This window comes from Parasaccharibacter apium (genome assembly GCF_002917995.1).
Classification (GTDB): domain Bacteria; phylum Pseudomonadota; class Alphaproteobacteria; order Acetobacterales; family Acetobacteraceae; genus Bombella; species Bombella apis.
Genome location: NZ_LMYH01000012.1, coordinates 217,870 through 230,580, shown reverse-complemented (window position 1 = coordinate 230,580; position 12,711 = coordinate 217,870). Strand labels below are relative to the sequence as shown.

Below are 12,711 nucleotides of genomic sequence, written 5' to 3'. Positions count from 1 at the left end.
GTCAGGGCGGGGCGCTGTGGCATCAGAAGGGGATGGGAAGTTCGACACCATTGACCTTGACGGTGCCATTCTTCACGACGATGTGCCAGCCAACATGGTGGTCGGGCTCTCTGGCGCTCATGAAGCGGGCAATGAGCAGGGCGGCTTTGAGTTCTGTCGGGGCTACCCTGTTGACCCGATCGATCATTTCGCCGATCCGCCCAATGGAAAGGTGAACATCCGCCTTGAGGTTTTTTGTTCCTTCACCTGCCACGACCGTGCCCGTTCCAGTCACATCGCTGCCGTTGATGACGGTCTGGAACCTGTTGATGGTCAGATGATAGGGGGGCTGGGCTGCCGGTGTGAAGCTGACATCGCCGGACAGGGTCGGTGGCAGCAGGATGGCACCGGGGGAATGAAGACCACTGGCATCAAACACGACATGAATGGTTGGTGTGGTGCTGAGGACATTCACATGTGCCGAGCTGGCGGTGGAGACCCGGTCTGGCCGGGTCATGGTGATGCCGCTCCAGTGCAGTTCCGGCAGGGTGTTTTTCACCTCTTCCACTTCGGGCAGAGGCTGTGTGGAGCAGACATCCGTCATGCCACGGTGATAGGCTGTCAGGGCAGCATAGGCGACCGCCGCATTGAGGCGGGTCAGGGCGGCCTCATCCATTTTCTGTTTATGGTCAACAGCCGTGGCGGAGACGACCGAGATGCGGTGCTGCGTGCCTGTCAGCTCGGCCTTCATGCCCTGGATGGTTACGCCATGGCCGGTCCTGATGACCTGGCCGGGAGAGTAGGTAAAACAGTCCGCCGAAAGGTGCGGCAGCGTATCGGCCGCTGCCGTGGGCAGGAGGGACTGGCTGCTCAATGCCAGCAGGGAGAGGCCGGCTGCAGCGGCCAGCGTGCGGAAAGGACGGGCAGGATGATGTCGCATGATGTTTTTGAGAGTGGCGGAGTCCGGGGCGCCTGACAATGGGGGAGAGGAAAATTATCCTCTCCGTCCCTGCCGGGCAGAGCGTGGGGCAAAAAGGGCTGTCAGCTGGGCTACCATGGTGTCCCCCAGGTCTTCGGCTGAACTGATGGTTACGCTGTTGGCGTAATATCGTGTGACGTCATGACCGATGCCAATGGCCAGCAGTTCCCCGGATGGATCATTTTCCAGCTGATGGATGACACGGTGCAGATGCAGGTCCAGATATTCTGGCCCATTGGCGGAGGAGGTACTGTCATCGACTGGTGCGCCATCGGAAATCACCATGAGGATACGACGATGTTCCGGACGGTGTTTCAGGCGTTTCCATGCCCAGAGAAGGGCCTCGCCGTCGATGTTCTCTTTCAGCAGGCCTTCCCGCAGCATGAGGCCGATGTTGCGGCGTGCCCGCCGCCATGGCGTGTCTGCCGATTTGTAGATGATATGGCGTAGATCATTCAACCGTCCCGGTTTTGGTGGCCTGCCGTCCTGTGTCCATTTCACACGGCTTTCTCCGCCCTTCCATGTCCGTGTGGTGAACCCGAGAACCTCGACCTTGATGCCGCAACGTTCCAGCGTGCGGGCCAGAATGTCCCCACAGATGGCCGCTGTCGTGATGGGACGGCCCCGCATGGAGCCTGAATTGTCGATCAGCAGTGTGACGGTCGTGTCCCGGAAGTCGATCTTGCCTTCCTGCTTGTAGGAGAGTGGCAGGGAGGGGTTGCTGATGATGCGGGGCAGACGGGCTGCATCAAGGATGCCGTCTTCCTGATCGAAATGCCAGCGACGCTGCTGCTGGGCCAGCAGCTTCCGTTGCAGCCGATGGGCCAGACGGGAAACAAAACCTTGCGTCTGCTGGAGCTGCTCATCCAGTCTTTCACGGAGCAGGTCCAGCTCGGCCGGGTCGCAGAGATCGCTCGCATGGACCTCTTCGTCAAATTCCTGCGTATAGGCCTGATAGCCCCCAAGCCCCTTTACGGGACAGGGCCGTTCCTCTTCCGGCTGGGCAGAAGGACCTGCTGGCTGTTCGTATCCATTTTCACCCTCTGTCAGGATGGTTTCCATCTCATCAGAGGACAGACCTTCCGGGTTTGCTGATTCGTCGGAATCGTCGCTCAGGGCTGCCGGGGCATCTTCAGCCGTGCTGTCTTCTTCTTCCTGCCCGTCCGGGTCAGGGGCAGAGGATTCGCCACTTTCTGTCTGGTCGTCCTGGCTCTGCCCACGGGATTTTGAAGGGTCCGGCTCTTCTTCGGCTTCGTCTGTCTCCTTCAAGGTAAGAACATGCACGAAACGCTGGGAGGCTTCATTGAAGAGTGTCTGGTCGTTCTGCACGTCAGCCAGACGGGCCAGAGCCTCACGGGCCCTGGGGGTAAGGGACTGGCGCCATGCGGCCAATGCCGGCCCGGTCATGCTTTCCGGCAGTTTGCGGCCAGAGAGGGCCTCCCGTGTCAGCAGTTCCAGTGCGAGCGGCATGGGCATGTCGTCCTGCACAATCATTTTTGCGCTGTTGAGGGCATGAAGCCGCCGCCCCAGATAGTCTTCCAGATTGGCCTGCACCCCGGCCATGTGGCGGGCCCCATAGACCTCACAACGGGCCTGCTCCATGCCATCGGTGATGGTCTGGGTCTGGGCATCGGGGATGGTGATGCGTTTTTCCGGGTCGTGGTGACGCTGGCGCAGGGCCACGGCATCGGTGGCCCCCCGGATATAGGTCTTGTCCTCGGGAGTGAGAGCCGCACGCTCCAGAGAAGCCAGAGCGGGTGTCATGGGAACATCCTGATGACCACTCAGGGCGCGCTGCGTGGCAAAAGTTGCCTTGCGGAAGAGTTCGTGCGGATCGGACATGAGACTTAACCCAGCGGCGAGGCGTTGAAGCAGCGCTGATAATATTCAGCCACGATGCTGCGTTCGGCTTCATCACATTTGTTGAGGAAACTCAGGCGGAACGCGAAGGGAACATCATTGAAGATCGTGATGTTTTCTGCCCAGGAGAGGACCGTCCGGGGGGAGATGACGGTGGAGATGTCTCCGTTCATGAAACCGGCACGGCTCAGGTCGGCCAGTTCCACCATCTGGCCGATGAGGGTCTCTTCCAGAGCATCGCCCATCTTGGCCTTGATGATGCGGATTTCCTGTTCCTTGGGCAGGTAATTCAGGGAGGTGACAATGTTCCAGCGGTCCATCTGGCCCTGGTTGATCTGCTGGGTGCCGTGATACAGCCCTGTTGTATCGCCCAGCCCGACCGTGTTGGCCGTGGCGAAAAGGCGGAAAGACGGATGTGGGTGGATGACGCGGTTCTGGTCCAGCAGGGTCAGGGCCCCGTTGGCTTCCAGCACGCGCTGGATGACGAACATCACGTCGGGCCGGCCGGCATCATATTCGTCAAAGATCAGGCTGCATGGATTCTGGAGACACCATGGCAGCAGACCTTCACGGAATTCCGTGACCTGCTTGCCATCTTCCAGCGTGATGGCGTCCTTGCCGATGAGGTCGATGCGGGAGATGTGACTGTCGAGATTGATGCGGACGCAGGGCCAGTTCAGCCGTGCGGCGATCTGGTCGATATGGGAGGATTTTCCGGTCCCGTGAAAGCCCTGCACCAGAACACGGCGGTTATGCATGAAACCGGCCAGAATGGCCCGGGTCGTGTCCCGGTCGAACTGGTAGGCGGAGTCGATCTCGGGGACATGGTCTGTCTTCTGTGACCAGACAGGGACTTCGAGATCAAGGTCGAGCCCAAACAGCTCCCGGGCGGATTTCAGGCTGTCAGGTGTCTGGGGCAGTGTCTCGGAGAGGGACTGTGCTGAAGGGAGAGCCATGACATGATTCCTGTCACTAAGTAGGGTGGTACATGGAAGACCGAATGAGTGTCTATCCTATTAAGGACTCTACAGGTACGATTACACAATCACCCGGTCATGAAAAGATGCAGGGAAGGCAAGGCAGCTATCCGGCTCCGGCTGTTGCCTGCTCAGTGCTGTTGGCAAAATGGTCCCGCAATGTGGCGTAGGCCGTTCCGATGACCTTGAAGCGTTCTTCCGCTCTTGGGTCGTCCCTGTTGGCATCAGGGTGATAACGGCGGGCCAGGACACGGTAGCGGGTCTTGATGATTTCAAGCGTGGTCGGCCATTCAAGATCAAGCTGGGCCAGGGGCTCACGTAGGGCTGGCGGGGCCTGCCGTCTCGTTTCGGTTGCCCGGGAAGGGCGACGGTGCCGGTTCAGGATGTCCAGGGGGTCATGCAGATCATCCAGTGTGAAGGAAGCCCGTGCCGAATCGTTGCCTGGCGTGCCCATCTTCCATGAAGGGCGCTGCCAGGAGGTATCTTCCCGCAGGTGGCGTTCGATCTGCCCTGGCGTCATGCCCCGGTAATAGTCCCAGCTGGCATTGTACTGGCGGACATGCTCCAGGCAGAACCAGTAATAGCTGCGCAGGTTGTCCCGCCCCCGGGGGGCCCGGTACCCTGCCGGCCTGTCACAGTCCGGGTGGTCGCAGCATTGCTGGGGGGCGTCCGGGTCCGGTGCGAAGGCTTTGTGTCTGGATGGTTTGCATTGCATGATGGACGATATGGGGAGAGGTCTGGCATGGATGCAAGCATCCTTTTCCTGGTGGGGAAAGATTCCTGTTATGGGCAGGACAGATGGAACCTGTAACTCCGTGGATGAGCGTGGAAGAAAACCGATGAAAAGAGTCGACCGCATGAGGGCAGTACTGGAGGAGGCCCTGAGCCCGTCCATACTGGAGATACGGGATGACAGTGCACGCCACCGGCATCATGCAGCCATGCGTACCCAGGCCCAGGAAAGCCGGGGGCCGGAGCAGGTGGGCGAGACGCATTATCATCTGCATGTCGTCAGCCGCCGGTTTGACGGGATGAAGACCCTGGCCCGACACAGGCTTGTGAATGACCTGCTGGCCGGGGAGTTCCAGACGGGCCTTCATGCCCTCTCCCTGTCTCTGGAAGGGGAGAGCCAGCCATGAAGCGCATGATGGCAGGCAGCCTGCTGTTCTGGGCCGGCATGGTGGCGGCTCCGTTGGCTGTTTCTGGTCTCACGGGGTGTGCCACATCAGGCTATGATCATCTTGTCACGAATGACAGGCACGATATCCGTCGGGTGGAGACCTATCTCAACGGGTTGTCGTCCCTTCAGGCGTCATTTGTGCAGGATGGCCCGGCCCAGCAGCAGGGGGATGGACATTTCACCTATGTGCCCGGACGGTTCGAGATGGTGTATGAGGTTCCTCATGCCATGAGGGCCGTGGCCCGTGATGGTCGGTTTGTCCTCCGGAATGCTGATAATGGTGCCGTGACGCACCTCTCTCTCAAGCGGAATCCGCTCGGACTTCTGCTCCGTCATCCTGTCAGTTTTGACAGGGATGTTCAGGTGACGAATGTCTCCCGTGGGACAGAATCGCTCCAGCTTTCCGTGGCAGAGGCTGACAATCCTTCCCAGGGGCTGCTGACCCTCCAGTTTTCTGACGTGCGTGGCCATCTGACCCTTGTTGGCATACAGGGGGTGGATGCCCGTCACCATCATTTTGGTCTCTCCCTGTTCGACGTGCAGGAGAACCAGCCTGTTTCCGAAAGCAGCTTCAGTCTGCCGGAGTAGCAGCTGGATGGATCACAGGGCCGAACAGGGCCGTCCAGCTTTTCAGCAGGGCCCTGTCGGCATCTTCCATCTGTAGGGCTGGGTTGAAGCGTTGCAGGCTGGTCACGCCATAGTCCCGGATGCCGCAGGGGATGATCCCGTCAAAGTCACTGAGTCGTGGCGAGACATTCAGTGAAATTCCGTGCCAGCTGACCCAGCGTGTGACACGGATTCCCAGAGCGGCGATCTTGGTTTCCAGCCCGCTTTCCCTATCGAAACACCAGACGCCGATACGGCCTTCCCGGGTGAAGGCGTCAATTCCCAGCTCCTGAAGGCTCATGATGAGCCAGCGTTCCAGCAGCTGGACGAAGGCCCGTATGTCCCGTGCGGGGAGGGGGCCGTGCGGCTGCGTGAGGTCCAGCATGACATAGGCGATGCGTTGTCCGGGACCGTGATAGGTCCACTGGCCACCCCGTCCGGCTTCGAACGTTGGATAGCCCTGAGAGTTGATGAGGTCTTCAGCCCTGGCAGAGGTTCCGGCGGTATAGAGGGGGGGGTGTTCTGTCAGCCAGATACGTTGGGGGGTCTGCTGATGGTGGATGGCCTCTACCTGCTGGCGCATGAAGGACAGGGCTTCGGGATATGGGCAGATTTTTTTATCCGCCTGCCAGATAATTTCTTTATAAAACCGTGTCATGACCATTGCCCTCCCTGTTCTGATGGGCTATAGGCCATTTCACCGAAGCGGTCACGCCTCAGACGAGGGAAAACGGGACTGCTGATCACGGAGCGGCCGTGGCGGAATGGTAGACGCGCAAGCTTGAGGTGCTTGTGGGGGAAACCCCGTGGAAGTTCGAGTCTTCTCGGCCGCACCATATTTCTTCTGCAATTTGAGGATATGGTCCGTAACATGGGTTCCACCGTGTTACGTCTTTTTCATGAAAAACTGATTGTTGGCATCGGGATGGCCCCTGTATCGAAGATGTACTTTAGGTTACATCTTGCGTGGCGGCCTGTTTACCTGTGAGCAGCTGCCTTGTGCCGAGATTGATGGATGAGTGCTCTGTCGGATTATGGAAGGCAGGGCAGACAGACCGAGAGAGAGCCGAGATGATCAAGCCATTGAAAAAAGCCGTTCTGCCTGTCGCAGGTCTGGGAACACGCTTCCTGCCGGCGACGAAGGCCATGCCGAAAGAGATGCTGCCCGTCGTGGACAAGCCGCTTATCCAGTATGCCATCGATGAGGCCCGTGCTGCCGGCATTGAGGAGTTCTGTCTGGTTACGGCCCGTGGCAAGGACAATCTGATTGATTATTTTGATATTGCCTACGAACTTGAGAGCACTCTGAGGGAGCGGAAGAAGATATCTGCCATCAAGGCTCTGGAAAGCAGCAGTGTGGAGGCTGGTTCACTGGTGGCTGTGCGCCAGCAGAATCCTCTGGGGCTTGGTCATGCCATCTGGTGCGCCCGCAACTTCATCGGGAATGACCCATTCGCCATTCTTCTGCCGGATGACATCGTCCAGGGTGGGCGCAGCTGTGTGGCCCAGCTGGCTGATGTCTACCATCAGACAGGGGGAAATGTGGTTGCTGTGGATGAGGTCCCCCGGGAGTGGACGGACCGCTACGGTATTCTGAAAATTGGCGAGGATGATGGGCGCAAGGTGGAGGTCAAGGGACTGGTTGAAAAGCCCGCTCCGGCAGATGCTCCTTCCAATCTTGCCATCATTGGCCGGTATGTCCTGACAGCTGACGTGCTCAAGCCACTGTCCGCTCTGAAAACCGGCGTGGGTGGTGAAGTGCAGCTGACGGATGCCATGGCCGAGATGATCGGCAAGGTGCCGTTCCATGGTCTGCGTTATGAAGGCACGCGGTTTGACTGTGGCAGCAAGCTGGGCTTCCTCGAGGCGCAGGTTGCTCTGGCGCTCCAGCGTGAAGATCTGGAAGATGACGTGCGTGCCTTCCTGAAGAAATATGCCTGAGAGGATGTGAGCTCATGACGGGATTCAAGCATCATTTTGAGCCGACCAGCCTGCGGGAATACGATATTCGCGGCATTGTGGGGAAAACCCTTCATGCCGAGGATGCCTATGCGCTGGGCCGTGTTTTTGCGAGCATGATCCGCCGGGACGGTGGGAGCGTGGTGACGGTGGGCTATGATGGCCGCCTGTCATCGCCGGAACTGGAGGAGGCACTGGTCCGTGGTGCCGTGGATTCCGGTGTGACGGTGCGCCGTGTCGGGCGTGGGCCGACCCCGATGCTGTATTATGCGGCTGTCACGGGGGAGTCTGACGGTGCCATCATGGTGACGGGCAGCCACAATCCACCGGATCATAATGGCTTCAAGATGATGTTGAAGGGCAAGCCGTTTTTTGGCGAGCAAATCCGTGAGGTTGGCCGTCTGGCCGCAGCGGGTGACGTCGTGCCCAAGGCAGAAGGGAAGGTCGAGACGATTGATCCTTCTGAAGCCTATATTGAGCGTCTTCTCAAGGATTATGACGGGGAGCGGCCGCTGAAGGTCGTGTGGGACAATGGCAACTCCGCTGCTGGTGAGGTGCTGACCCGCCTGGTGAAGAAGCTGCCTGGTGAGCATACGGTCCTGTACCCTGAAATTGATGGGACCTTTCCAAATCATCATCCAGACCCGACCGTCGAGGGGAACCTGCAGGATCTGATCAGGACCGTCCGTGAGAAAAAAGCGGATATTGGCGTGGCCTTTGATGGCGATGCCGACCGGGTTGGCGTCGTGGATGGCAAGGGAGAGATTCTCTGGGGGGATCAGATTCTCGTTCTGCTGGCCCGTGACGTGCTGAAGAAACACCCGGGAGCGACCATCATTGCAGACGTCAAGGCCAGTCAGGTGCTGTTTGATGAAGTTGGCAAGGCTGGTGGTGAGCCTCTGATGTGGCGGACCGGGCACTCCCTCATCAAGAGCAAGATGGCCGAGACGTCGTCCCCTCTGGCGGGTGAGATGTCCGGGCATATCTTTTTTGCCGATAAGTGGTATGGATTCGATGATGCCCTCTATGGGGCGATCCGTGTTCTTGGGATCGTCGCCCGTCTGCCCGGCACTCTGGCAGACATGCGGGAGGCCCTGCCACAGATGGTCAACACGCCGGAGCTGCGCTTCCCTTGTGATGACACCCGCAAGTTTGATGTCATCAAGGAAGTGGCCGAGCGCCTGAAGAAGGAAGGGGCGGATGTGTCTTCCGTGGATGGCGTGCGTGTGAATACGCCTGATGGCTGGTGGCTGCTTCGTGCTTCCAATACGCAGGCGGTTCTTGTCGGGCGTATTGAGGCGCAGTCTCATGAGGGGCTGGCTCGCCTGAAGAAGGCGTTTGTCAGTCAGCTGGAGGCCTCTGGGCTTCAGGCGCCGGATTTTGACGCTGCCGCTGCCGGACACTGAGACCTCGGGGGAAGCACCGCCATCTCGTTTCTGAGGATGGCGGTGCTCTGAGAAAAGGTGGACTGGCTTTGCAGAAGTAAATGGCTTGGGCGGAATGTGCTGGACTGGCTCATTCCGCCCAATTGCGTTTCATGCGGGGAGGAAGTGGCGTCGGGTGGTGGCTTTCTGTGTGGGCGCTGTTTTGCTGGGCTCCGGTTTGTCCATTCTCCCTTCTGTGATGCCTGTGCCCTGCCCATCACGCAGGAGGAGATGGCCGAGCGTGGGATGCTTTGTGCAGACTGTGAAAGGTCTCCACCGCCATGGCACAGGGCACGGGCGGCTTTTCTGTATGAAGGACAGGCCCGCAGCCTTGTCATGGGACTGAAATATGGAAGCCGGACAGAACATGCTGCAGCTCTGGCCCATTTCATGGCTCGGGCAGGGGGGGACCTGATAGGACCGGATGTGGTGCTTGTGCCTGTTCCTGTGCATCGTGGGCGTTTGTGGCAGCGTGGATATAATCAGGCGGCCCTGATGGCCATGGCCCTTGCCCGACGGGAAGGGCTTGCCTGCTATCCAGATGCGCTGCAACGGCGGTTCAGGACTGCATCTCTCGCAGGGCTCTCCCGGCAGGGGAGGCGGAGGCAGATGGCGGGAGCTGTCACGCTGCGGCCCCGTTACTGGAGTTTGTTGCGTGGGCGCCGGGTCGTGCTGGTTGATGATATCCTGACAACAGGGGCTACGGCAGAGGTCTGTGTAAAAGCATTGCTTGAGCATGGCTGCCTTTCCGTGGATATTCTTGTGGCAGCCCGGGTGACACTGGCATGACATCCGGCTTTGAGACCAGAAAGGATTGTTACATGCCAAAAGTTGAAATCTACACGCAGCCAGGGTGCCCTTACTGTGTCCGGGCCATCAGCCTGCTTCAGTCCAAGGATGTTCCCTTTGAGGAAATCCATGCCCCTCGTGGTTCTGCGGAGCGGGAAACAGCCCGGGAACGTTCAGGAGGAGGGACGACAGTGCCGCAGATTTTCATTGGCGGCAAAGCGGTAGGAGGGTGCAGTGAGCTCATGCAGCTGGAGCAGGATGGACAGCTTGATGCCTTGCTGGGCCGCGGCTAGGGCGTTGTTCGCCGCTGTTCTTGTTCTTGCTGGGGGTGTGATGGTCACGGTATCCCGTGCGCAGGCTCAGGCGGCATCCAGTCTGGTCGGGACATGGCTGGTAGAGGAAAAAGACGGCATTTTCAGTATTGCGCCCTGTCCGTCGGATGCCAGCCGTCTCTGCGGCTGGCTGGTGGGCATGGATTATACGGAGGCCGAGCCGGAAAAGGATGTCTGGGGACGTTCGGAATGTGGGCTCGAGATCATCAGCAACATGAAGCGCCGCAAGAATGGACAGTGGCATGGGACGATTCTGGACCCGAGGAGCGGGCGGACCTACCAGGCGATCATGTGGCAGGGGAAGGGAGATACTCTCAAGCTGCGTGGCTATGTAGGGCTGAGTCTGTTTGGTGAAACGCAGACATGGAGCCGCATTGCGGCCCCGGTGATCGGCAGGCAGTGCCGCATGAAGATAAACTGATTGATTTTCCAGTCATTTTTCTTCCTATGATGAATGGCTCTTATGGAGAGAGGCCTTTTTTGGTAGCGTTGGCCCGTTCTTCCCGTAGGGGCAAAGTTGAAGGAGAGTAATACGTTATGTCACAGAGTCTTTCCCGGCGCCGGTTTACTCTGGCGCTTGCTGGATTAGGGGCCGCCACGGCCCTGTCGCCTCTGCGGGCAGCCCAGGCCCAGAAGGGGCCGTTGCCCCGTATCCTGTGCTTTGTTGGTGGTTATACGGAGCATGGTCCTCCGGGGGGAGCTGGTAACGGCAAGGGAATCTCTGTCTTCGAGATGGACCGTGATACCGGGTTTCTGACACCGGTTGCCACGTTCATGGACATTCCCAGCCCATCCTTCATTACGTTGAGCCGCAACCGGAAGTTCCTGTACGCTCTCAGCGAGATCAATGATTACGACAAGGCTGGCAGTGGCTCTGTGACGGCATTCTCCGTGGATACCCGCAATGGGACACTGGCCAAGATCAACACTGTCAGCTCCGGTGGTGCTGTCCCGGCCCATCTGAGTGTCCATCCATCCGGGAAGTATCTGCTCGTTGCCAATTACATGGGTGGCAGTGTGGCTGTCCTGCCCATCCATGCTGATGGGTCACTGGGCAAGGCTACGGATGTGGTCCACAACAGCGGGCCGAAGCAGCCGGAACGGGCGGCAGACAATCCGGAAGGCAATTTTGCCATTTCCGATCATTCCAGTGCCCATCCGCACATGATTGCGACCGATCCGAGCGGTGCGTTCGTTCTGGTGGATGATGCCGGGCTGGACCGTGTCTATGTCTGGAAGCTGGACCTGGCCACAGGCAAGCTCATCCCGGCACAGAAGCCGTTCTACGACATGGAACCGGGTTCTGCCCCCCGTCACTTCGTGTTCGATCATTCGGGCCGTGTGCTGTACAACCTCTGTGAGCAGAACTCCAAGGTCGTGGTGTCCAAGTTTGATCCGCAGACAGGCGCCATCACGCAGATTCAGTCCGTCAGCACCGTGACCTCCCACTTCCGCGGGTCCACGCTGGCTGCGGAAATCCTGATCGCTGAGAGCGGGCGGTTTGTCTATGTTTCCAACCGTCTGGGTGACTCCCTGGCGGTCTTCTCCGTTGGCATGGATGGCACGCTGACGCTGGAGGATGAGGTCTGGATGCATGCCGACTATGGCCGTGCCATGATGTTCGACCCGAGCGGCTCATTCCTGTTCTGTGCCAACCAGCGCTCTGACTCCGTCACGGCTTTCCGTGTGGATCGTGAGACCGGCAAGCCTGTCTTCATGAACCACTTTACCGCCGTCGGCAGCCCGACGACGTTTGCCTTCATGGTGGCGGATTCCTGAGAGGTCTCTTCCCTCGTGGAGTAGAAAAGGCGCCTGTTTGTGGCGCCTTTTCTTTTGGTAGTGTCAGTCTTTCTGGAAGAGGGCGATGTAATTGATGCTGGTATCGTGGCTCTCCTGCCAGTGTGGCGGCCGGAAGGACAGCCCCTTGAGGTCCAGCAGGCGTAGCCCGACCTGCCGGGCCATGCTGTCCAGTTCTGTCGGACGGATGAATTTTTTCCAGTCATGGGTACCGACAGGGAGAAGGCGCAGCACATATTCCGCCCCCAGCTTGGCCATGAGGAATGAGCGCAGACTGCGGTCCATGGTGGAAATGGCGACATACCCGCCCGGCTTTGCCAGGCCTGATAGCAGGGAGAGAAAGACTTGCGGGTCCCGTACATGTTCAATGATCTCCAGGGCAGAGATCACGTCAAATTGCCGACCTTCCTCAAGAAGGGTTTCGGCACTGCTGCATAGGTAGTGCAGGGGGGCGGCCTGCGGCGGCAGGGGGTGAAGGGCGACGTGTGCCCGGGCGGCCTGTATGCCGTCTTCGCTGGCATCAACGCCCAGAGTATCAAAACCAAGCGTGGCGAAGCGCTCACTCGCCAGTCCGGCACCGCAGCCAATATCCAGCAGGGTTGGCAGTTCGGGGAGATGGAAAAGCGAGGCAGGCAGATGCCGGACAATCCAGGAGGTGCGCAGAGGGTTCATGGCATGGAGCGGGGCCATGGGTCCTTTCGGGTTCCACCAGTCTTTGGCCAGTGCACTGAACTGAATTATTTCATCATTGATAACAGATGATGTTCCGTTACCTGCTCCGTTGGATGATGATGGTGATGAAACAGACATTCTTGGCGGTCCTCCCGGC

General features: G+C 59.0%; 14 protein-coding genes and 1 tRNA gene. 9 read left to right on the top strand and 6 right to left on the bottom strand.

The genetic code is table 11. The features are described from left to right. Positions 1-22 precede the first annotated feature (22 nt). The 4 genes from ASO19_RS05745 to ASO19_RS05730 form a co-directional block, all read right to left on the bottom strand. A complete protein-coding gene (locus ASO19_RS05745) occupies positions 23-919 on the bottom strand; it encodes a hypothetical protein (protein WP_103791304.1) in 897 nt (298 codons plus the stop codon). 54 nt (positions 920-973) lie between these two features. Beyond that, a complete protein-coding gene (locus tag ASO19_RS05740; RefSeq protein ID WP_103765576.1) occupies positions 974-2,800 on the bottom strand; it encodes a cobaltochelatase CobT-related protein in 1,827 nt (608 codons plus the stop codon). 5 nt (positions 2,801-2,805) lie between these two features. Further along, positions 2,806-3,774 carry an AAA family ATPase gene (locus tag ASO19_RS05735; protein WP_043559934.1) on the bottom strand — a complete coding sequence of 323 codons (969 nt, stop codon included), beginning with the start codon at positions 3,772-3,774 and terminating at the stop codon, positions 2,806-2,808. Positions 3,775-3,901: 127 nt separating this feature from the next. Next, the gene (locus ASO19_RS05730; protein WP_043561138.1) at positions 3,902-4,510 is read right to left on the bottom strand and encodes a J domain-containing protein; all 609 of its coding nucleotides are present in this window, start codon (positions 4,508-4,510) and stop codon (positions 3,902-3,904) included. A gap of 142 nt (positions 4,511-4,652) precedes the next feature. On the opposite strand from ASO19_RS05730, the gene ASO19_RS05725 reads away from it, so the two are divergent. Then, positions 4,653-4,934, top strand: a complete 282-nt coding sequence (locus tag ASO19_RS05725) for a BolA family protein (RefSeq protein WP_227431452.1) — start codon at positions 4,653-4,655, stop codon at positions 4,932-4,934. After that, positions 4,931-5,563, top strand: coding sequence for a LolA family protein (locus ASO19_RS05720; RefSeq protein WP_227449710.1), 633 nt, complete (start codon positions 4,931-4,933; stop codon positions 5,561-5,563). Before ASO19_RS05725 ends, ASO19_RS05720 begins: the two co-directional genes overlap by 4 nt. On the opposite strand, the gene lipB is transcribed toward ASO19_RS05720, so the two are convergent. Next, on the bottom strand, positions 5,547-6,239 hold the full coding sequence (lipB, locus tag ASO19_RS05715) for a lipoyl(octanoyl) transferase LipB (RefSeq protein ID WP_103765614.1): 693 nt from the start codon (positions 6,237-6,239) through the stop codon (positions 5,547-5,549). The genes ASO19_RS05720 and lipB overlap by 17 nt on opposite strands. 92 nt (positions 6,240-6,331) lie before the next feature. Between lipB and ASO19_RS05710 the strand changes: the two genes are divergently transcribed. From ASO19_RS05710 to ASO19_RS05680, 7 genes are all read left to right on the top strand, one after another. After that, positions 6,332-6,417, top strand: a tRNA-Leu gene (locus ASO19_RS05710). Positions 6,418-6,652: 235 nt separating this feature from the next. Further along, entirely contained in the window at positions 6,653-7,522 is an 870-nt protein-coding gene (gene galU / locus ASO19_RS05705) for a UTP--glucose-1-phosphate uridylyltransferase GalU (RefSeq protein WP_081563219.1), read from the top strand. 14 nt (positions 7,523-7,536) lie between these two features. Beyond that, the gene (pgmG, locus tag ASO19_RS05700) at positions 7,537-8,946 is read left to right on the top strand and encodes a phosphoglucomutase/phosphomannomutase PgmG (protein ID WP_043559940.1); all 1,410 of its coding nucleotides are present in this window, start codon (positions 7,537-7,539) and stop codon (positions 8,944-8,946) included. 57 nt (positions 8,947-9,003) lie between these two features. Then, positions 9,004-9,753, top strand: coding sequence for a ComF family protein (locus tag ASO19_RS05695; protein ID WP_086431446.1), 750 nt, complete (start codon positions 9,004-9,006; stop codon positions 9,751-9,753). Between the two features lie 32 nt (positions 9,754-9,785). Next, positions 9,786-10,046: a glutaredoxin 3 gene (gene grxC / locus ASO19_RS05690; RefSeq protein ID WP_081563490.1), complete on the top strand. Its 261-nt coding sequence runs from the start codon at positions 9,786-9,788 to the stop codon at positions 10,044-10,046. Beyond that, the gene (locus ASO19_RS05685) at positions 10,024-10,506 is read left to right on the top strand and encodes a DUF2147 domain-containing protein (protein ID WP_166651602.1); all 483 of its coding nucleotides are present in this window, start codon (positions 10,024-10,026) and stop codon (positions 10,504-10,506) included. The genes grxC and ASO19_RS05685 overlap by 23 nt, the downstream gene beginning before the upstream one ends. Before the next feature lie 116 nt (positions 10,507-10,622). Then, on the top strand, positions 10,623-11,864 hold the full coding sequence (locus ASO19_RS05680) for a lactonase family protein (protein WP_043559946.1): 1,242 nt from the start codon (positions 10,623-10,625) through the stop codon (positions 11,862-11,864). Positions 11,865-11,927: 63 nt separating this feature from the next. Here the strand turns inward: ASO19_RS05680 and ubiG are convergent, their stop codons facing one another. Beyond that, positions 11,928-12,692 (bottom strand): bifunctional 2-polyprenyl-6-hydroxyphenol methylase/3-demethylubiquinol 3-O-methyltransferase UbiG, encoded by a 765-nt coding sequence (ubiG, locus tag ASO19_RS05675; RefSeq protein ID WP_043559948.1) that lies wholly within the window; start codon positions 12,690-12,692, stop codon positions 11,928-11,930. Between the last annotated feature and the right edge of the window lie 19 nt (positions 12,693-12,711).